The sequence below is a fragment of the Kribbella orskensis genome, from assembly GCF_004342085.1.
GTDB classification, from domain to species: Bacteria; Actinomycetota; Actinomycetes; order Propionibacteriales; family Kribbellaceae; genus Kribbella; species Kribbella orskensis.
Genome location: NZ_SLWM01000005.1, coordinates 332172 through 350611 on the forward strand (window position 1 = coordinate 332172; position 18440 = coordinate 350611).

The following is an 18440-nucleotide window of genomic DNA, read 5'->3' on the forward strand; positions in this document are numbered from 1 at the left end:
GCCATGACCGTCGACGACAGCCGCGCGGCGTTGCACCGAGCCGTACAGGAACTCTGGCTCGCGGTGGCCGAGCTCGTCCTCAGCACCAACGACGATCAGCCGGAGGAGAGCGATCTCGCCTCCGCCGAGCATGTCGCGCAGTTGGCCGTCGAGATCCAGGGCCGGCTCGCCGAGGCGCTCGAAGTCTTCGTCGGCAGCCTGCCGGCCACCACGGAGGGCGTACTGCGGGAACTGTGCGACCTCGAGCGGCTCGTCCGCGAGGCCGGACTCATCTACTGGCGAGACCTCCGAGCGCACGACCCCGTCTACCAACTGCGCGGCTCCACCCGACGGCGGAGCGGCGCCTGGCCCTCGTGGTGGTCCGGCGTCGAGCAGAGCCTCGAACGCTGCGAGGAACCACTCGTCGCAGCCGGCGAAGCGGTCGGTGCCGCGCTGCATGAACTCGTGACCTCACCGCCCACCGAAACGACCAGGACGAACACCTCCAGGAGGTCGTCGTGACGAAAGACAAGAAGCAGCCAGCGCTCCCGGTCGTCGAGGTCGACCAGGCCTTCCCGCTGATGACGACGGACGGGGTGTCCCGCGCGTCGACCTCGACCGGGATCACGGGCGACCAGGGGCCGGCGGTCAGCGCGGCGATCCGGGACGTGCTGGGCTGGCGGCCCCGCGTCCAGGACCCCAAGGCGTTCACGGCCGCCCTGTCGGCGTCCTTCGAGCTGTCGACCTTCGAGGACCACGTCATCGCCAGGTACGTGCCGCGCGGCGTCGCAGTACAGGCCGACCTCGGCGGCGTCACCGGCGGCCAGGCATCCCTGTACCTGCGGGCAAAGGCAGCCCACGAGCAGATCACCCGAATGCTGGATAGCCTGCAGCCACTGCGCACAGACGCCGACCCCCAAGACTGCGAGGCCTACCGCGGCCTGGTCCGCGACTCAGTCCGCCGAATCGTCCTGGAGCTTGGTCGCGAAGGCGGCCCACGCGTTCCCCTGGTGGACTCTGCCTTCTCAGTCCTGACGGGATACCAGCCGGCGACATCCGCCGCGTTCACGCAAGGCCCCGTACCGTCAAAGGCTCCCACGCTCGCCGCGATCATTGGGCCCACGACTTCGTACGGGCTTTCCGGCCAAACACCGGGCTTGGTGCCCACCGCTGTCGCCGAGATCGACCCGGATAGCGTCCCAGGTCAACTCGGCGCGCTCCGCGATCGGTTCGGCCTGGACGACGACCACGTCAACACCGTGGATGAGGAGAAGCAGCGGACGAGCTTCTGGACGCTGGTGGAACTCATCACGGACCTGCAGCGCTCGTGGGACACCCGACGGCTGGACTTCACCCTCGGCGCCGGGAACGGCTTCTTGGGCACGGATCTCGTTCAGATCAGCCGGCTGCTCGCGGCGGCTTCGGAACAGGTCGACGAACTCGAGGCGGTCCTCGATTCGGTCTTGGTTTCCTCCGCGGAGCGCCAGACCGTCGTACTGGACCGGACAACCGGTCTCACGCTCGACGACCTCGTGCAGTGGCTGCGGGTCTTCGTCACCGAGGACGGCCCGAACATCATCCGGGACAGCGGCCGCGACGGGCTCGTCTCGTCGTTCACCCCGACGGCTGTCGAGTTGTTGCTCACACTGCGCAACAGTCTTGTCCGCACAGTGGTCCCGTGCTGCGGCCCGTCGTGCGCCAGCGGCTGCCACTGCGGGTCGCGAGGCAAGGTCACCTGCATCCCGCTGGGCTGCTGCACACCGCTTCCTCCCGGTATGTACTCAGGCCGGGTCAAGATCGCGGTGTCCACACTCTGCGGACTGGTCGAGCGCCTTACAGCCAAGGCCATCCGAATCGGCCGCTACGCCGGAGTGGTCCTACTCGACCTCTCCGTCGTGCCCTACGACGACCTGCTAGACACCGGTACGGGCTCCGTCGCGAGTCCCTTCGTCCGGGTCGAGGTCCGCGGTCTGCACCTCCGGCCGACCTACATACCGGCGTTCATTGCTGATGCAGGCAACCCAGCGAACTTCGGATCGTTCGTACTCCCGCTGCAAGGTAGCGCCAGCGCGGACGACGACCACCTGTCGGGAATCTTCCAGCTGGCGGCGCTGCCAGAACCACTACGCGATCTGCTCAGCGGTGCGGGCGTAGGCGTACGGGGCATCCTGCTGGCCGCGAGCGAGGTGCCCCTCGCGATCGTCGATGGCGAGCTGGGCCGTGTGGTCCAGGGCCCAGCCGTGACGACCTGGCCGAAGCTGCGACCGGCGAACGTGGTCGAGGACGACGGTGGCCCGGACGACTGGGACGAGATCGATCCGAACCAGCGGTTCGTTCCCCAGTCCCCGCCCGATCCCGTGGACCCCGAGATCGTGGACGACTGCCTGGACGACTGCCTGGATGAGTGCAGTGACGACTGCCAAGGCTGCGACTGTGGCTGTCATGAGTACGAGGCCGGCGGCGCCGGTTCGCAGGGTGAGGGCTCTGCCTTCCAGGCCAGTAGCGCGGCCGCCGGCGGCTCGGGTGCCGCCGGAATCCAAGCGATGGTCGCCGACAAGCGCGTCCGGAGGCGAGCGGCCAAGGTCTTACCGGAGCTGGCGGCGAGCCGCAAACACCGAAAGCGCCTGCGCTCCGCCCTGAAAGGCAAGAAGCTCAAGCGGCTGATGAAGGCCGTCGCCGACGCCGAGGCGGATCGGACCCGAAACACGACGACCGAAGAACGTCTGATGCGCGAGGCGGAAACGCTGGACCAGCGCATCACATCGGCGCAGGACGGCGTGGCCGCGGCGAAACGCGATGTCAAACAGGCGAAGCGCAAGCAGAACCAAGCATCGCGCACAGTGAAGAACGCCAAGGCTGCGAAGACGAAGGCGCTACGCAAGGTCGTGCGTGAAGAGGACGCGCTGGCGAAGGCGCAACTCGAGGCCAGAGCTGCGGCCACGAAGGCTCGCGAGAAGGAGCAGTGACATGCTTTCCGAGCGGGATTATCAGGATCTGCTGGATCGGATGCAGGCGTTGCGGAGTCAGGTTTCCGAGCGGCTGTCGGGGAGCTTGGTCTCCAATCCGGCGCTGGCCGAGGAGATCAATCGGCAGCTGGAGGATCTGGTCACCGCGGCGCGGGAGGCGGATGCGAGTGGGCCGATGCCGCCGGACCGAGGGCTGGCCGAGCTGGTCGGTGTGGGGCCGGATGCTGCGCAGAAGTTCGGTGACGTCAAGATCCCGCAGGGCGTCGTCGAGTACGACGAGAACGTCAACTCCGAGCGCGTTGTCGCGGTCGGGGATCTCTACTACATCTACCAGCACGAGCGGATCGGCGTGTTCCGTGTCGTGCAGAAGCTCAAGGAACTGTTCGAGGGCGGCGCGATCCGGCTGTCCGGCGGCGAGGGCGCGTACAAGCTCTACCAGTTCGACCGCCGTGACGTACTGCGGTACACCCGGAACGACCGGGTCGCCGCCTACCGCCGGGTGCTCGGCTACGGCCGCGGGCTCGGCGCGGGGCAGAGCCGGCCGAACACCGACTTCCACATGTTGTTCTCGCATTTCGTCAACCAGGTAACGCTGTTCTGGCGGGACAAGCGGATCAGCGACGTGATCCGGGAGCGGGCGCTGGACCCGAGCTTCGGATCGATCGCGGTGGTCCGCCGGGCCGGGCTCGACCTGCGGAACAACCTGAAGTTCACCTCGTACGGTCACCTGAACGTGCTGCGGGTCGAGGTCATGCAACTCCTGGAGGAGTGCTTCGGGATCCTCGGGTCGGAGGACGTCAAGGACCTGTTCGGCGCGGCCAACGCGTGGGACGTGGTCGACGAGGTCCTGATCCGGTACTTCGACGTACGGCTGCAGAGCAGTCCGCGCCAGCGGATGGCGGTCAACGGGCGCGAGGTGCTGCGCTGGCTGTCCGGCAACCATGTGATGGAGACCGGCCGCGGCCAGTTCGAGGCGCTGCTGATGGAGATCGCGGAACCGGCCGAGGAGTGGCTGACGTCGGCACAGGCGATGAGCCTCGCCAAGCGCACGGGCACCGACCGCGTCATGCCGTGGGAGCAGATGGGCCAGGCAGGCGTCGCCGCGCGGTACAGCGAGCGGTCGCCCGCGCAGATGCCACCTGCCGCACGAGCCGGCGGGCCGATCTACCCGCGCCGGAACGGCCTGGGCACTTACCGCGGCGGGCAGGGCGGCGTCCCCGCTCGGCCGCGCCGGTGAGAGGTGTTGCCGCCCGCGGTGCTCGGCACCGCCCGGCGGTGGCGCTCCGACCGGCTGGCCGACCTGCGGGCCTGGCTCGCGATCCCGTCGGTCAGCGGAGACCCGGCGCGAGAGGCTGACGTCGCCCGCGCGGCGCGGTGGCTCGCGTCGTGGCAGCGTGCTCATGGCGCAAGGGTGGAGGTCGTGCCGACCAGCCGCGGGCGGGACGTAGTACTGGGTCATTGGGCTGCACCGCCGGGCGCGCCGTTGGTGGTGATCTACGGCCACTACGACGTGCAGCCCGCCGGGTCGGGGTGGTCGTCCGACCCGTTCACGCCGGTGGTTCGGGATGGCGTGCTCTATGCCCGGGGCGCCGGAGACGACAAGGGGCAACTGTTCGCGCATCTCTGTGCGCTGGACGCCTGGCGGCAGGCCGGTGTCCCGCCGATGCGGGTGCTCGTGATCGCGGAGGGAGCCGAAGAGGTGGGAAGCCCCGGGTTCGAAGCAGTACTGCGCAGGCTCGCCCGGCGGGTGACGCCGCGAGCTGTGGTGGTGTCGGACACCGAGCGGGACGCCGAGGGCGCGCCCACCGTGACCGTCAGCCAGCGCGGTCACCTGGTCGGTCGGCTCGAAGTCGACACCGGTGGACCGGACGTGCACCCGGGCCGGCTCGGAGGCGCCGTCGTCGACCCCAGCCTGGTCCTGGCCGAGGCCCTGCTGGCGCTCCGCGACGGACTACTCCCCCAGTTCGACACCAACCCGGCGCAGTACCTCGGCGCCCACCCCGCGCAGTACAAGGGCGCCGGCGCGGCGCAGTACGTCGAGGCGCGCACGGACGCGGCCGTGGCGAGGGCTGCGGGCGGCCGGGCCATGGTCGGGGCCGGGCTGGATGAGCGGATCACCCTGCGCGGCGCGCTCGACGTCACCCGGCTCGCCACCGAGGCGCGGGGTGGCGCAGTACCGGCCCGGAGTGAGGCGCGGATCGACCTCCGACTGCCGCCACGAGCGGACCCGGCCGCCGTACTGCGCCGCGTGCGTCGGTTGCTCGACGGGCTCGCTCCGCCCGGGACCACTTTGCGACTCCGGGTCGCCGCAACGACTCCGGGAGTGGCAACGATGCCGGATCCACCTACCCGACGAGCTGCCGATGAAGCGTGTGTGGTTGGTTTTGGGCGAACACCGACGTACGTGCGGTCCGGCGGGACCGTGCCCGCGGTAGGCATGATGGCTCGCGCCTTCGGGATTCGCCCACTGTTGTTGGGGTTTGGGACCCCTGATGGCAATGCGCACGGACCGGACGAAGCGATGGATCTGCGCGGCTGGGCGGCCGCTGTAGACACGTCCGCGGCATTTCTTTTCACACTTGCCCGGCAAATTCGCGCCGGTCCTGTTTCCGCGGGGCGCCAAGAGATCACCATGAGGAGAGCCGACAGATTCGCTCCGGCGCTCTCGGCGCGCATCGAGGGGGATGAGTGATGAGTGCGACAGCTGTGCCGATGTCAGCCCGGCGAGACGGCCCCAAAGCCGACCCGCCACCAGAACCGCCCCGAGCCCGAACCACGGAGCCTGCGCACATGGCGGTCCTGAGACAGCACATCGTCGCGGCACTGCGAGCGATGCTCGATCAGGTCGAGCTTCGCGCCATCACCGCGCGGACGACCGAGAACGGTGTCTCCGTGATGCTGGAGCACGACAACGTCCGCTGCGTACTCGTCGTCTCCCCGCAGGTACCCCGCCATTCGCTCAGCCCGCGGGAGCTGCAGATCGCCCAACTGGTCGCGGACGGCGCAACCAACCGCGCCATCGCCAGCTCGCTCGACATCAGCCCCTGGACCGTGTCGACGCACATGCGCCGCATCTTCGCGAAGCTCGACGTGTGCAGCCGAGCCGAGATGGTGGCGCAATTCTTCGGCGGCGGCGAACCCGGCCGCCCGACAATTCCGGGGCGGCTCGACGCTCTCGATTAGCGGGTGCCGGTGATGACCAGCATTTCGCACGGGCCGGTGAAACCGGTGGGGGTTTCGAACTGAGTTAGGTCGCTGGTGATCTCCTGCCAGGCTGCTGCACGGTCTGAGGCGTCGAGGCGGGAAAGCATTTGGTGGAGGGCGCCGAAGGATTCGCGTTCGAAGCGGACACAGTCGGCGGCGGTGGGGAGGCGGACCGGCGACGGGACCGTTGTCACGGTGACGTCGTGGAAGCCCGCTGCGGAGAAAGCCTTCTCGGCGACGCCTGGGCTGCCGAGGCTGAAGGGCCCCGGCTGACCGGGCGCCGGTGCGGGGAGTTCCGCCCGGCGGCGAATGATGCCTACCGGGATCGAGAAGAACCCGTTGCGGTCGGGAGTGGAGTACACGACCGCCGAGAACCTGCCGCCGGGGCGGAGTGCTCGGTGGATGCCGGTCAGCGCGGCCTGCTGATCCGGGAAGTAGATCAGGCCGACCCGGGAGATCGCAGCGTCGAAGCTGCCTTCTTCGAGCTCGAACAGGTCCTCGCCGTCGGCCTCCAACGTCTGCACCGACGACAGGCCTGCCTCGGAGGCGACGCGAGCGGCGTACTCGAGGATGGCCGGCGAGATGTCGGTGGCCAGCACGCGGCCGGCCGGCCCGACCAAGCGCGCCGCGGCGAGGGTCTGACCTCCAGCGCCAGCAGCGACATCGAGAACGCGGTCACCGTCGCCGATAGCGGCGGCGCGGAGCATGACGGCGGTGGCCTCACCGAGCCAGTCCTCGATCGTCGGTCCCCAGCGGTGCCAGGCCTCCGCGGCCTCCTCCCACTGGGCACGGGTGGTCCGCTTGAACACGATCGGGTCGAAGCTGATGGTCATGGTGTCCCCTCCGTCTGATGAGGGCTCCAATGCATCACCGGGCCGAGTCGCTTTCCTAGTACAGGTTCTGGACTCAGCTGGTACAACTCCTGGACCTGGCCGCACAATGAGCCATGCGAGACTACGGGCAGTACTGTCCGGTCGCACTGGCGAGCGCGGTACTGGCGGACCGGTGGATGCCGCTGATCGTGCGCGAGCTGGTGCTCGGCAGCCGCCGGTTCAACGACATCGATCGCGGACTCCCCGGCATCTCGCGGACGCTGCTCAAACAGCGCCTCCACCATCTGGAGCGCAAGGGTGTGCTGCAGCGAGTTCCGGTCGCGCGCGGCCACGAGTACCAACTGACCCCGGCGGGCCGCGACCTCGAGGGCGTGATCATGGCCATCGGCGAGTGGGCGGTGCGATGGATGTTCACCGAACCGCAGCCGAGCGAGGTCGATCCGATCACGCTGACCTGGTGGATGTCGCGCCGGGTCAACCGTGACGAACTGCCCGTGAAGCGGGTCAACATCGAGTTCGACTACCGCGGTGACGATCCGACCCGGATCTGGATCATCCTCGAGCGGCAGGAAGCCTCCGTCTGCACGGAGCATCCCGGGTTCACCTCGGACGTCGTCGTGACCACTGAACCCGTCGAGCTCATGCGGGTCTTCTCAGGCATCATCACCCTGACCCAGGCCACCGCCAATGGCACCGTCGCCCTCGCCGGTCCCCCAAGCCTCCTGCGCGCCCTTCCCACCTGGTTCCTGTGGAGTCCGTTCGCTCCCGCCGTACGAGAACGGATCGGCTAGGCCCGCTGGCTCTCTTTCCCTGCAACGACTCTCTCGCGGGGTAGCTTCGATTTCGTACTGCGGGGCGCCGGCTAGAGGGAGGACAGCGAGATGAGTCAGGTAGATGTCAGTGAACTCGTCATCCGTCGCCAGGACGGACGGGAGGACGGAGAGGACTGGACCGAGAACTACGAGGAGCTACCGGGGTCGGCCGGGATCTCGATCATTCTCGAGTCGACCTCGAAGGAGGGCGTCGGGCCCCGGCTGCACCGGCACCCGTACGCCGAGACGTTCATCATCCGGAAGGGTTCGGCCAACTTCACCATCGGCGACGAGCACGTCCTGGGCACGGCCGGCCAGATCCTGGTGGTACCGGCCGGCGTAGCCCACAAGTTCGCCACCGGCCCCGGAGGCTACGAAGCCGTCCACATCCACGCCAACTCCCGCTTCGAAACCGAGTGGCTGGAGTAGCCGCCGGCCCACCGAAGGCGCCCCATCACTGTCTGTCACCGAAGGGCGCGGTGGTATTGCGGGGTGTGGGTTGCGGGGGCCGACGCGTTGGGAGTGGAAGCTGGATCCGCCTCACCATCAGCGATAGGTCAGGCACCGGCCAGGACGTCGGTGCCTACCTGGCTGATGGTGTGGCGAACTGCGCTGCCGACGCGCTGTGTGGTGACCAGACCGGTTCGGTGTAGCACCCGGGCATGCTCACTTGCCGAGCCCACGGAGATGCCCGCTCGTGCCGCCAGTTCGATGGTCACAGCCTGTCAGGACCTGCAGTTGGCAAATTGTTGCACCCGCGAGAACTAGACGGTCATCGGACTGGCGCCACTTCGTCGATGTCGAGGCCGCGGTCGATGCCGTGGGGGCGGACCTGCTGACCTGGCTCGAGCTTCAGGACCACGCCGTCGAGGGAGACCTCGACCTTGTCCGGCTCGAAGGACACCAGGTCGGACACCCGGTCGACCTCCGGGTAGGCGTCGCGGTACGACCAGGCCGCGCGACCCGCGGTACCGACGTCGTAGTAGTCGGCGAGTCCCTTGTACGGGCAGAACGTCTGTCCGCTGACAGGAGTCAGCGCGTCGCCCACGATGTCAGCTCGCGGCACGTACCACCGCGGCGCGAACCCCGACTCGTAGAGCACCACCGGTCGCGTCGTGTCCGCCACCACCTGCCCACCGGCCCGTACTACGAGGTGGCGCGAGGTCTGCCGGATGTCGATCCGGTGGTAGGCGTCCGCGGCATGTCCGAGGATGCGCTCGTCGTCTTCGTAGAAGCCGTCCATCGCCCGCCAGGCGAACGCCACCCGGCCGGCTAGGTCACCGGCATACGCGGGGAGGTCGATATGTTCCCAGGCGGCGCGTTCCGCCTGGCGGTCGTCGAGGCCCACCGTGAACCACGCAGTGGCACCGAGATCACGGTGCCGGGTCTGCCGGTCGCCGCCGGAGAGCGCGTCCAGCCGGACGTCCTTCCGCGGGAAGTACGCCACCGGGTAGCGGCCGGGCTCGTGCAGGAGCACCACATCCTCACTGTCGGCGATCCACTCGCCGGCGAACTTCACCCGCATCCGCCGCCGCAGGCGCTCGGCGTACAGCAGCCGCTCGGGCAGCGCCTCGGGCGTGAGGAACCTTCCCACCGCGCCGCCACTCAGCGGACCTTGTTGCCAGGACAGACCCATGATCGTTCTCCTTCACCAGAGGCTCTAACGGATAGAATGACAGTAAAACCATTAGTCAATCTTTGGCAAGGCCTTGTGTTCGCCGTCTCCTAATGCCTAGAGTGACGCCATGACCATGAGCCCGAGTGTCGATGACCTGCTGGCGGCCGGCTTCGCGATGGGCGGGGAGCGGCTGGTGGCGATCGATCTGGTCGACACGCTGATGCTGGCGGTCGACCCGCCTGTCGACCTGCTCGAGTCGCCCGAACAGCAGGCGGCGTGGTGGCAGCTGCAAGCACCCAGGCTCCCGGCCGGGCCGATGCCCGAGGAAACGGCTGTCCGCAGGCTGCGCGCCGCGATCCGCGACGTCCTGGACGCGCGGCTCGAACAGCGGAGCCCGGCGCGGAGCTCGATCGACGACATCAATGCCGCCTCGGCGGCCGCGCCTTCGAGCCTGCGCCTGCTGCCGGAAGGCGAGGTCGAGACCCGCTGGCACACGGAGTACGGCGGGAACGCGGCGCTGGCGGCGATCGCCCGCGAGGTGATCGAGCTGATGGGTGACGCTGAGCGGCTGAGCACGTTGCGCAGGTGTGCGAATCCCAACTGCTCCATGCTCTTCCTGGCTGAGCGGTCGCGCCGGCAGTGGTGTATCGGGAGCGTCTGTGGGAACAGGACGAGGGTTGCCCGGCACTACGAGAAGACGAGGCGGTCATGAGCGCCATCGGGTTCCACGAGGGTGAGCTGAGCGTGCAGCGCAAGGCCGGCGTCTCGCACGACGCGGCCAGGTTGGAGGGGATGTTGCGGCCCGCGCTGCTCGAAGGTGGCGCGAAGAAGTTCCTGGCCCAGCGCGAGTTCGCGGCGATCACCGCGCGGGACGGGGCCGGCCGGATGTGGACGACGGCGCTGACCGGCCAACCGGGCTTCCTCGACGCCGCGGGCACGACGTTGACCGTGCACACCGCGCCGGGCCCGGGCGATCCGTTGCACGGACTTCCCGCTCACCAGCAGGTCGGACTGCTCGTCATCGAACTGGCGATCCGCCGGCGGGTGCGGATCAACGGCGAGCTCGTCAGGTCCGCGAGCGACGAGCTCGAGATCGCCGCGGAACAGGCATACGGGAACTGCCCCCAATACATCCACCCACACACGATCACGCAGCCCGCTTCCAGCCTCCCAGTGGTCACCGACGGGGCGCTCGGTGAAGTGGAGACCGCGCTGATCGAGTCGGCGGACACCTTCTTCCTCGGCACCTCGCACCCGACGCGTGGCGCCGACACGTCGCACAAAGGTGGCGAGCCGGGGTTCGTGCGGATCGACGGCCCGGACCTGTGGTGGCCGGACTTCCCGGGCAACAACATGTTCAACAGCCTCGGCAACATCGCCGTTGATCCGACCACCTCGCTGCTCTTCCTCGACTTCGCGACCGGTACCGCCCTGCATCTCTCCGGCACCGCGACCCTCCAATGGGACGCCCCGGGTGAGACCGGCCGGGCGGTCCGCTTCCACCCGACCCGCGCCGTACTGAACAGTTGGGGCTGATGATGGCGACACTTCGCTCACTCAACGTCGGAATGCCGAAGGACGTGGGCTGGCACGGCCGGACCGTGCACACCGGGATCTGGAAGGCACCGGTCGACGGGCCGCGGATGGTCCGCCGGCTCAACATCGACGGCGACGGCCAGGGCGACCTGAACGGACATGGCGGCGAGCAGCGGGCGGTCCTCGTCTACCAGCTCGACTCGTACGACTACTGGCAGCGGCACTTCGGCCGGGACGACTTCAGCTACGGCCAGTTCGGCGAGAACTTCACCGTCGACGGGCTGCCGGACGACGAGGTCTGCGTCGGCGATCGGTACCGGATCGGCGAGGCCGAGTTCGAGGTCACCCAGCCGCGAGTCACCTGCTACCGGGTCGGGATGCGGATGGGCGAGCCCGAGCTGCCCTCCCTGCTGGTGGCGCATCGCCGCCCCGGGTTCTACCTGCGCGTCATCAAAGAGGGCCGCGTAGAGGCGGGCGACGAGATCGTCCGCACACGCGTCGGCCCTGAAGAGCTGTCAGTCGCGGACATCGACGCCCTCCTCTACCTCCCCGACCGCGACGCGACCAAGCTTCGCGCCAGCCTCCACATCCCCGCCCTCAGCCCTGGCTGGCAACAATCCTTCCGCGAACTGGTGGAAGCGCTCGACACCGGTACGCCGACCGCCGACGGCCGGAACGCCGGCCCGTACTCCGAGCCGCAGCCCGGCCTGTCCTCCGGGGCGGCTGAGGTCGACGGCCAGGCGGCTGGCGTGGTCGCCGACTGGCCGGGATTCCGTCCGCTCACGGTGAGCGCGGTGACCCGCGAGAGCGACACGGTCCGCTCGGTCTACCTCGAGTCCGCAGACGGGGAGCCGCTGCCGGCCGCGCGTCCCGGGCAGTTTCTGGTGATCCGCTTCGGTGACCAGGGCATCCGGAGTTACTCGCTCTCCTCGGCGCCCGGCTCCTCGACGTACCGGATCAGCGTCAAGCGCGACGGTGTGGTGAGCACCTACATCCACGAGCACCTGACCGCGGGGATGACGGTCGAAGCGGCCGCACCGCGCGGGGAGTTCGTGCTGACTGAGGAGCCCGGGCCCGTAGTACTGGTCTCCGCGGGAATCGGCATCACGCCGGTCATGGCGATGCTTCACCGACTCGCGGATGAGCGGAGTCGACGGCCTGTCTGGTGGATCCATATCGCGCGGAGTCCGGAGCAGCAGGCGTTCGCGACGGAGGCTGCCGGACTGATCGGATCGCTGACGGACGTCCATCCGCAGGTCTTCTTCACGGCAGGCGGCCATCGGCCGGGCAAGGCACAACTCGCCCGGTTGGGGATCCCGCGGGGCGCGTCGGCGTACGTCTGTGGACCGGCCGGCTTCATGGAACAGATGCGTGTGCTGCTCACCGAGCTCGGAGTCAGCGAGGTCCGAACGGAGTTGTTCGGGGCGCTCCCCTCGATCAACCCGGGCCTAACGGATGCTCGCGCGGTACAGCCTCATCCGCCGGAAGGCGAGCCGGGGACCGGGCCGTTGATCACCTTCTCGCGGAGCGGCCTGTCGGTGCCGTGGTCGGATCAGCACTCGTCGCTGCTGGAACTCGCGGACGCGTGCGACGTCCCGACGCGGTGGTCCTGCCGGACGGGCGTCTGTCACACCTGCGTGACCCCGTTGATCTCCGGCGAAGTCAGCTACCAGCCGCAACCGCTGGAGCCTCCGGCCGCCGGCGAGGTGCTGCCCTGTTGCGCACGCCCCACCGGCGACCTGGTGCTCGATCTCTGAGCTCTGCCTGGCGTTCTACTTGGCGATCTCCCAGATGTGCCCGGCCGGGTCGGCGAAGGCCGCGGTACGGATGCCCCACGGCCGGTCCATCGGCCCGTTCACGAACTCGACGCCGCGGCTGGTGAGCTCGGCGTGCAGGGCGTCGACGTCCTCCACCTCGACGGTGAGCTGGAACCTTCGGCCTGCGTCGGCGCCACCGACCGGCGCCGGCGCGATCAGCTCGGGCGCCGAGGCGACGTCCAGCAGGTTCACCATCAGGTCGCCGAACTTGAAGACCGCCGAAGCGTCGTCCTCGTACGCCACCGGCAGCCCGAACGTCTCCCGGTAGAACTGCTTGCAGCCCGCCAGATCCTCCACGAACAACGTGATCGCGGTAACGCCTCGCGGCCACCCACCCTGCTCAGTCATCACTGTCTCCTCTTCCGCCGGCTATCGCTTGCGCAAGCCACGTCGGACCGGGCCTGGCGACCTCGACATTCTGCCCCGGCGGCCGCGAGGCATGATGGAAGCGTGAGTGACGAACTGACGCCGGACCTGGCCGCGACCATCGAGGAGGCGTTCGCCCGGCGGGACCGGTCGAACATGCAGCCGACGATCGACTTCTTCGAGAACCTGCTGGCCGAGCATCCCGGCAACCCGTACGTGCTGTACGAAGTGGGTGGTTCGTACGACACCGCCGGTCAGGAGGAGAAGGCCATCGGGTACTACGAGCAGGCACTCCCGGGACTCAGTGGTGAGACCAAGCGGAAGTGCCTGCTGCAGTATGGGAGCACTCTGCGCAACCTCGACCGGTTCGACGAGTCGCTCGAGGTGTTCAAGCAGGCGTGCAAGGAGTTCCCGGAGTCGGACTCCCTGCGCGTGTTCAAGGCGCTGACCCTGCAGGCCTCCGGCCACGGAGACAAGGCCCTCGCCACGCTGCTGCTACTCGTTGCCGACCGCATCGATACCGCCGAAATCAAGCGCTACGAGGCAGCCATCCGCGGCAACGCCGAATACCTCGCAACCCGCGAACCCTGAGACCGGCAATCCGGCCATCGCCGCAGCCGGCCAGGCGAGGTTGCTGAGTGGTGGCGGTCCGCTGGACCACCCAGCCTGCGCTGGCGGCGGCGTCAGGCTCGGTAGTGGAGGCCGACGGCGCCGTGCGCGAGGGTGGTGGTCTCGGCAAGATGCCACTTCGACTCGGGCAGGTCGTCGGTGAACAGGCGGAGTCCGCCGCCCACGATCGTCGGCACCACCGCAACGCGGAGGTCGTCGACGAGCCCGGCGCGGAGCAGCGCCTGGATGATGCTGGCGCTGTTGATCGCGAGGATGTCGCGCCCGAGCGCCGCCTTCAACGCCCGCACGGTCCCTTCCAGATCGTCGGAGACCCGGGAGTTCTCCCACTTCGTGTCCGTCAGCGTCCGCGAGAACACCACCTTCTCCACGGAATCGAGCCACTGACCGAGCGCCCGGGTCCGGTCGTCCGTCGCTGGATCGCGGGTGATCCCCGGCCAGACCGAGAAGAATCCCTCATAGTTCGTGCGCCCGAGCAGCGCCGTGTCTGCGCCGCGCCAGATCGACTCGAAGTACGCGAGGGTTTGTTCCTGCGTCGCGTGCTCGTAGAGCCAGGTGTCGTGCTCCGGTCCTTGCGGTCCGCTGGTGTACCCGTCCAGCGAAAGGCTCGTCCACGCGACCAGTCGGCGTCCTGCTGTCTTGTCAGACATACTCATCCCCTTCTCTCGACACCGGTGTACGTCGGTGCCGGTTCGGGTTTCTCGACGCGCAAGTGCCCGGCGACGCCGGGCACTAACCGCGACGAGCGCTCGAGTCAGCAGGCGCAGGCGATGCCGGTGGGCGCGGTGAGCGGGTCTGACGGCCGGCGGGTGATGCCTTCGGACGTCTCGACGGGCAGACCTTCGCGGCTCCAGTACTCGAACCCGCCGATCATCTCCTTGACGGGATAACCCAGCTTCGCGAACTCGAGCGCCGCCCTGGTCCCGCCATTGCACCCAGGACCCCAGCAATACGTCACCACCGCAGTACCAGCCGGTACTACGGACGCGGCGCGAGCGGCGATCTCGCTGGTCGGCAGGTGGATCGCGCCGGCCACGTGGCCCTGCTCCCAACTCTCCTGGCTGCGGCTGTCCACCAGCACCCAGCCGACGACACCGGCCCCGATGTCGGCAGCCACGTCGGACGGGTCGGTCTCGAACGCCAGACGTCCGGCGAAGTGCGCGATCGCCTGGTCCTGGGCGGCAGGCAGGGTGTTCAGCACCGTCGACATACTCGGATCTCCTTCACGGTCAGGTCGGAGATCCCAGCCTCAGGGAGCGCACCCCGCCTCCACCAGTGGCAGAAATGACCTACTACAACAAGATCATGCCAATGCAGGCTGGGCCTCGGCACTCGGCGACAGCGATCGCCAGAGGAGGGCCGCCGCGTAACTCCGGTACGGCGCCCACGGAACCGCGAGCGCCTCGACTTCCTTGACAACGGGCAGCTCCGCCAGACCCCAGGCCTTCTCCACCGCGCGGCGAATCCCGACGTCACCCGCGGGCAGGATGTCCGTCCGGTGCAACTGGGCGAGCAGGAACATCTGTGCCGACCACAAGCCGATCCCCCGGACCGCCGTCAACGCCGCGACCGCCTCGGCGTCGTCGAGCCCGGTCATGTTCTCCAGGTCGATCCTGCCGTCGGCCTGACGCTGCGCGAGATCCAGCAGGTATGACGCCTTCGCGCGGGACAACCCGCACTCGCGGAGCTGGTCCGGAGTCAACGCCAGCAGCGATTCCGGGACCACCTTGCCGCCGGCAGCGGCGAGGACTCGGTCGAAGAGGACGAAGGCGACCTTCGTGGAGATCTGCTGACCGACGATGTGCAGCACCATCGCGGCGAAGTTGCTCGTCTCCATCCGCTCGTCGGACCACCCGAACGGATCGACCTCGCCGTACTCCTCGATCAGTCGGGCGAGCACCGGCTCGCGCTTGGCCAGCTGTTCGTACGCAGCCGTGACCTGGATTGTCATGTCGAATCTCCGGCTCGGGAGCGGCGGCGACGGACGAGAGGGCCGAGGTCCTCGGTCTTGATGGCGGCACGGGCGCGTGCCACCTTGATCGCCGTCGTCAGGGTGTCGACGTCGTATGCGCCGTAGTGGCGTTGCCCGTTGATGAAGAAGGTGGGCGTCCCGGAGACACCGCTGAGGTCCGCCGTCTCGATGTCCCGTGCGACCCGGGCGGCCGCCACGTGCCGCTTCACGTCCTCATGGAGTCGCTCGCGGTCGAGGCCCAACTCTTCCGCATAGCCCATCAGGTCGGCCGGCTGGAGGTTCTCCTGGTTCGCGAGCAGCACATCGTGCATCTCCCAGAACTTGCCTTGAGTCCCCGCGGCCTCGGCCACCTCCGCCGCGATCTGCGCGCGGGGGTGGACGTCGACCAGCGGGAGATGGCGCCACACGTAGCGGAGGTCGTCGTCGTGCAGCAGGTCCCGAACCACGGGCTCCGCCATACCGCAGTACGGGCACTCGAAGTCGCCGTACTCGACCAGGGTCACCGAGGCGGACTCGGGGCCACGGATGTGGTCGAGCTCGGGGTCGACCGGATCGCTGAGATCGACGAGTTGCTCGGCATCACCGAGCATGGCGACGGCTTTGCGGGCCGGCGAGAGCAGTGCGGCGGTGCGGAACACGATCCAGGTCACGAACGACGCCACGATCACCGCCGACAGCAGGCCGAGCTTCGCCTCGATCAAGGCGGGACCCTCGAAAGCCAAAGTTGCTATCAGCAACGAGACGGTGAACCCGATGCCGGCGATCGTGCCACTGCCGACCACCGCGGCCCAGCCGACACCCGGGCTGAGCCGGCCACCGCTGAGGCGAGTCAGCAGCCAGGACGCGGTCGTCACCGCGATCGGCTTGCCCACCACGTAGCCGATCAGGATGCCGAGGGTGATCGGCGAGGTGTAGGCCGTCGCCAGGAACCCCATGTCGATGGTGATGCCCGCGTTGGCCAGGCCGAACAGCGGGACGATCAGGTAGCTCGTCCACGGATGGTAGAAGTGCTGCAGTCTTGCGTTCGGCGAGAGCGTCGAGGTCAGGCCGACCGTCGCCGACCGGGCCAGTTCAGGGGTCGGCTGCTCGCGGAAGAGCCGGAACAACCCGGTCGCCTGCTCGAGCTCGTCGCGCCCGGGCGAGTACGCCGAGGCGGTCAGGCCGATCGCCAGCCCGGCGACCACCGGATCGACGCCGCTGGTCAGCAGCGCGGCCCAGGTGATGATGCCGAAGACAACGTAGAATCCGGCCTGCTTGACCCGCAGCAGCGCCGCGACGAGGAGACCACCGAAGGCCAGCAATGCGACCAGCAGCGGCATGAGTTCGATGTTCTCGCTGTAGACGACCGCGATCACCAGCAGCGCGATCAGGTCGTCGACGACGAACACGGTCAGCAGGAAGACCCGGACCCGATCCGGCACTCCACGGCCGACCAGCGCGAGCAGGCCGAGCGCCAGCGCGGTGTCCGTGGACATCGCGACACCCCAGCCGTGCGCGCCCTCGCCGCCGTAGTTGAAGGCCAGGTAGATCAGCACCGGCGCGACCATGCCGGAGACGCCCGCCACCAGTGGTAGCACGAACCGGCGCCGCTCCCGCAGGTCGCCGAGGTCGAACTCCCGCCGCGCCTCCAAGCCGACCACCAGGAAGAACAGCGTCATCAGCCCGCTGTTGATCCACTCCTGCAGGTCAAGGCTCAGCTCGCGATCCCCGAGACTGATCGAGAGGTCGGTGTGCCAGAACGACTCGTACGACCCCGGCGCGATGTTCGCCCAGAGCAGCGCCAGCACGATCGCGGCCGCGAGCACCCCCGAACTCCCCGACTCGGTCTGCAGGAACGCCCGCAACGGGGCCGCGAACTCCCGCGTCCGGGTCCAGCTGGTCCGCCCACTCAACCCAGAGAAGTCAGCCATCCCATTCCCACCGCCCGCCGGACTCAGGGTCGGCCGAGGCTGCTTCGGCGGAGGTGGAGTCATTGGAGGCCGGGAAGGCGGACGCCGCGTCTGCGGGGGCCGGCCGGGCCGGCCTCGGGTCGGCGGTGGGCGCCCCGGCGGACGTTCGGTTGGTGCGGACTGAGGCTGGGTCGGTGGCGAAGGACTCGATGTAGGTGAGGGTGGCGTCGAGTGCGGTTGCCAGGGGTGCTGGGTCGCGTTTGGTCTGGGTCAGCAACAGTCCTCCTTGCAAGGTGGCGAGCAAGGTCGTCGCCAGCTTGTCGGGGTCGGCCTCCGGGCGGAGGTCACCTCGGTCGTACATCGCCTGCAGGCCTTCTCGCAGCACGCCTTCCCATCGGTCGAAACCACTCGCCAACTGCTGTCGCGTATCCCCGTCCGATTCCACCAGTTCCGCGGCGAGCGAACCGAAGTCGCACCCGCCGGTGCACCCGCGCTCGACCTGCCGCTGGACGTGCAGGTCGGCCCAGTGCCGCAGGTCGGCGAAGCTGTCGAGCCTGCCCATCTCCGGCTGCCGGTGCAGCCGGACCACGACGTCGGCCTGGTGACCCACGACGTCGATCACCAGCCGCCGCTTGTCATGGAAATAGTGCGCCATCTGCGAGCCGCTCACCCCGGCGGCCTTGCGGACATCCTCGATGCTGGTGCCGGCCACGCCGTACTCGAAGATCAGGCCGGCGGCCGCGCTGACGATCCGCTCCTTGGTCGCGCGGCCCTTCTTCGTCAGCCGCGCCGCCTCGACAGTCTCGGTCATGGCGCCAGCT

The 18440-nt window shown here is 68.6% G+C and carries 19 protein-coding genes; 11 read left to right on the forward strand and 8 right to left on the reverse strand.

The annotated features are described in order from the left end of the window. The first annotated feature begins 3 nt into the window (after nucleotides 1-3). From EV644_RS16965 to EV644_RS16985, 5 genes are all read left to right on the forward strand, one after another. Nucleotides 4-501, forward strand: coding sequence for a hypothetical protein (locus EV644_RS16965; protein ID WP_132189226.1), 498 nt, complete (start codon nucleotides 4-6; stop codon nucleotides 499-501). Further along, a complete protein-coding gene (locus EV644_RS16970) occupies nucleotides 498-2945 on the forward strand; it encodes an AAA family ATPase (protein WP_132189227.1) in 2448 nt (815 codons plus the stop codon). Before EV644_RS16965 ends, EV644_RS16970 begins: the two co-directional genes overlap by 4 nt. A 1-nt stretch (nucleotide 2946) precedes the next feature. Further along, the gene (locus tag EV644_RS16975; RefSeq protein WP_132189228.1) at nucleotides 2947-4182 is read left to right on the forward strand and encodes a hypothetical protein; all 1236 of its coding nucleotides are present in this window, start codon (nucleotides 2947-2949) and stop codon (nucleotides 4180-4182) included. Nucleotides 4183-4185: 3 nt separating this feature from the next. Continuing rightward, the gene (locus tag EV644_RS16980; protein ID WP_132189229.1) at nucleotides 4186-5637 is read left to right on the forward strand and encodes a M20/M25/M40 family metallo-hydrolase; all 1452 of its coding nucleotides are present in this window, start codon (nucleotides 4186-4188) and stop codon (nucleotides 5635-5637) included. 98 nt (nucleotides 5638-5735) lie between these two features. Then, nucleotides 5736-6128 carry a helix-turn-helix transcriptional regulator gene (locus tag EV644_RS16985; protein ID WP_132189230.1) on the forward strand — a complete coding sequence of 131 codons (393 nt, stop codon included), beginning with the start codon at nucleotides 5736-5738 and terminating at the stop codon, nucleotides 6126-6128. On the opposite strand, the gene EV644_RS16990 is transcribed toward EV644_RS16985, so the two are convergent. Further along, nucleotides 6125-6982: a class I SAM-dependent methyltransferase gene (locus tag EV644_RS16990; RefSeq protein WP_132189231.1), complete on the reverse strand. Its 858-nt coding sequence runs from the start codon at nucleotides 6980-6982 to the stop codon at nucleotides 6125-6127. The two genes, EV644_RS16985 and EV644_RS16990, sit on opposite strands and share 4 nt — an antisense overlap. Before the next feature lie 113 nt (nucleotides 6983-7095). Here EV644_RS16990 and EV644_RS16995 point away from each other — a divergent pair, with 113 nt between their 5' ends. Both EV644_RS16995 and EV644_RS17000 read left to right on the forward strand, forming a co-directional pair. Beyond that, on the forward strand, nucleotides 7096-7773 hold the full coding sequence (locus EV644_RS16995; RefSeq protein ID WP_132189232.1) for a winged helix-turn-helix transcriptional regulator: 678 nt from the start codon (nucleotides 7096-7098) through the stop codon (nucleotides 7771-7773). A gap of 90 nt (nucleotides 7774-7863) precedes the next feature. Beyond that, nucleotides 7864-8223 carry a cupin domain-containing protein gene (locus EV644_RS17000; RefSeq protein WP_132189233.1) on the forward strand — a complete coding sequence of 120 codons (360 nt, stop codon included), beginning with the start codon at nucleotides 7864-7866 and terminating at the stop codon, nucleotides 8221-8223. Nucleotides 8224-8566: 343 nt separating this feature from the next. Here EV644_RS17000 and EV644_RS17005 read toward each other — a convergent pair whose 3' ends face one another. After that, complete coding sequence (locus tag EV644_RS17005) at nucleotides 8567-9430, reverse strand: DUF427 domain-containing protein (RefSeq protein ID WP_132189234.1); 864 nt, start codon at nucleotides 9428-9430, stop codon at nucleotides 8567-8569. A gap of 109 nt (nucleotides 9431-9539) precedes the next feature. Here EV644_RS17005 and EV644_RS17010 point away from each other — a divergent pair, with 109 nt between their 5' ends. From EV644_RS17010 to EV644_RS17020, 3 genes are read left to right on the forward strand one after another with little or no spacing between them, the layout of a single operon-like run. After that, nucleotides 9540-10124, forward strand: a complete 585-nt coding sequence (locus EV644_RS17010; protein WP_199239862.1) for a CGNR zinc finger domain-containing protein — start codon at nucleotides 9540-9542, stop codon at nucleotides 10122-10124. Continuing rightward, nucleotides 10121-10948, forward strand: coding sequence for a pyridoxamine 5'-phosphate oxidase family protein (locus EV644_RS17015; RefSeq protein ID WP_241998269.1), 828 nt, complete (start codon nucleotides 10121-10123; stop codon nucleotides 10946-10948). The genes EV644_RS17010 and EV644_RS17015 overlap by 4 nt, the downstream gene beginning before the upstream one ends. Next, a complete protein-coding gene (locus EV644_RS17020) occupies nucleotides 10948-12705 on the forward strand; it encodes an MOSC and FAD-binding oxidoreductase domain-containing protein (RefSeq protein ID WP_241998271.1) in 1758 nt (585 codons plus the stop codon). Before EV644_RS17015 ends, EV644_RS17020 begins: the two co-directional genes overlap by 1 nt. Before the next feature lie 15 nt (nucleotides 12706-12720). Here EV644_RS17020 and EV644_RS17025 read toward each other — a convergent pair whose 3' ends face one another. Further along, nucleotides 12721-13113, reverse strand: coding sequence for a VOC family protein (locus tag EV644_RS17025; protein WP_132189235.1), 393 nt, complete (start codon nucleotides 13111-13113; stop codon nucleotides 12721-12723). A gap of 102 nt (nucleotides 13114-13215) precedes the next feature. Between EV644_RS17025 and EV644_RS17030 the strand changes: the two genes are divergently transcribed. Then, nucleotides 13216-13722 carry a tetratricopeptide repeat protein gene (locus tag EV644_RS17030; protein WP_199239863.1) on the forward strand — a complete coding sequence of 169 codons (507 nt, stop codon included), beginning with the start codon at nucleotides 13216-13218 and terminating at the stop codon, nucleotides 13720-13722. 92 nt (nucleotides 13723-13814) lie between these two features. Here EV644_RS17030 and EV644_RS17035 read toward each other — a convergent pair whose 3' ends face one another. The 5 genes from EV644_RS17035 to EV644_RS17055 form a co-directional block, all read right to left on the reverse strand. After that, nucleotides 13815-14408 (reverse strand): dihydrofolate reductase family protein, encoded by a 594-nt coding sequence (locus tag EV644_RS17035; RefSeq protein ID WP_132189236.1) that lies wholly within the window; start codon nucleotides 14406-14408, stop codon nucleotides 13815-13817. Between the two features lie 104 nt (nucleotides 14409-14512). Beyond that, on the reverse strand, nucleotides 14513-14968 hold the full coding sequence (locus tag EV644_RS17040) for a rhodanese-like domain-containing protein (RefSeq protein ID WP_132189237.1): 456 nt from the start codon (nucleotides 14966-14968) through the stop codon (nucleotides 14513-14515). A 93-nt stretch (nucleotides 14969-15061) separates the two neighbouring features. Then, nucleotides 15062-15709, reverse strand: a complete 648-nt coding sequence (locus EV644_RS17045; protein WP_132189238.1) for a DNA-3-methyladenine glycosylase family protein — start codon at nucleotides 15707-15709, stop codon at nucleotides 15062-15064. Then, entirely contained in the window at nucleotides 15706-17640 is a 1935-nt protein-coding gene (gene nhaA, locus EV644_RS17050) for a Na+/H+ antiporter NhaA (RefSeq protein WP_132189239.1), read from the reverse strand. The genes EV644_RS17045 and nhaA overlap by 4 nt, the downstream gene beginning before the upstream one ends. Then, nucleotides 17633-18430 (reverse strand): TetR/AcrR family transcriptional regulator, encoded by a 798-nt coding sequence (locus tag EV644_RS17055; protein ID WP_241998273.1) that lies wholly within the window; start codon nucleotides 18428-18430, stop codon nucleotides 17633-17635. Before EV644_RS17055 ends, nhaA begins: the two co-directional genes overlap by 8 nt. Between the last annotated feature and the right edge of the window lie 10 nt (nucleotides 18431-18440).

What these genes read in the sequence shown, in the direction of transcription:
- EV644_RS16965 (WP_132189226.1), top strand. Translation starts at nt 4, where the DNA reads ATGACCGTCGACGACAGCCGCGCGGCGTTGCACCGAGCCGTACAGGAA.
- EV644_RS16975 (WP_132189228.1), top strand. Translation starts at nt 2,947, where the DNA reads ATGCTTTCCGAGCGGGATTATCAGGATCTGCTGGATCGGATGCAGGCG.
- EV644_RS16985 (WP_132189230.1), top strand. Translation starts at nt 5,736, where the DNA reads ATGGCGGTCCTGAGACAGCACATCGTCGCGGCACTGCGAGCGATGCTC.
- EV644_RS16990 (WP_132189231.1), bottom strand. Translation starts at nt 6,982, where the DNA reads ATGACCATCAGCTTCGACCCGATCGTGTTCAAGCGGACCACCCGTGCC.
- EV644_RS16995 (WP_132189232.1), top strand. Translation starts at nt 7,096, where the DNA reads ATGCGAGACTACGGGCAGTACTGTCCGGTCGCACTGGCGAGCGCGGTA.
- EV644_RS17000 (WP_132189233.1), top strand. Translation starts at nt 7,864, where the DNA reads ATGAGTCAGGTAGATGTCAGTGAACTCGTCATCCGTCGCCAGGACGGA.
- EV644_RS17005 (WP_132189234.1), bottom strand. Translation starts at nt 9,430, where the DNA reads ATGGGTCTGTCCTGGCAACAAGGTCCGCTGAGTGGCGGCGCGGTGGGA.
- EV644_RS17010 (WP_199239862.1), top strand. Translation starts at nt 9,540, where the DNA reads ATGACCATGAGCCCGAGTGTCGATGACCTGCTGGCGGCCGGCTTCGCG.
- EV644_RS17015 (WP_241998269.1), top strand. Translation starts at nt 10,121, where the DNA reads ATGAGCGCCATCGGGTTCCACGAGGGTGAGCTGAGCGTGCAGCGCAAG.
- EV644_RS17020 (WP_241998271.1), top strand. Translation starts at nt 10,948, where the DNA reads ATGATGGCGACACTTCGCTCACTCAACGTCGGAATGCCGAAGGACGTG.
- EV644_RS17025 (WP_132189235.1), bottom strand. Translation starts at nt 13,113, where the DNA reads ATGACTGAGCAGGGTGGGTGGCCGCGAGGCGTTACCGCGATCACGTTG.
- EV644_RS17035 (WP_132189236.1), bottom strand. Translation starts at nt 14,408, where the DNA reads ATGTCTGACAAGACAGCAGGACGCCGACTGGTCGCGTGGACGAGCCTT.
- EV644_RS17040 (WP_132189237.1), bottom strand. Translation starts at nt 14,968, where the DNA reads ATGTCGACGGTGCTGAACACCCTGCCTGCCGCCCAGGACCAGGCGATC.
- EV644_RS17045 (WP_132189238.1), bottom strand. Translation starts at nt 15,709, where the DNA reads ATGACAATCCAGGTCACGGCTGCGTACGAACAGCTGGCCAAGCGCGAG.
- nhaA (WP_132189239.1), bottom strand. Translation starts at nt 17,640, where the DNA reads ATGGCTGACTTCTCTGGGTTGAGTGGGCGGACCAGCTGGACCCGGACG.
- EV644_RS17055 (WP_241998273.1), bottom strand. Translation starts at nt 18,430, where the DNA reads ATGACCGAGACTGTCGAGGCGGCGCGGCTGACGAAGAAGGGCCGCGCG.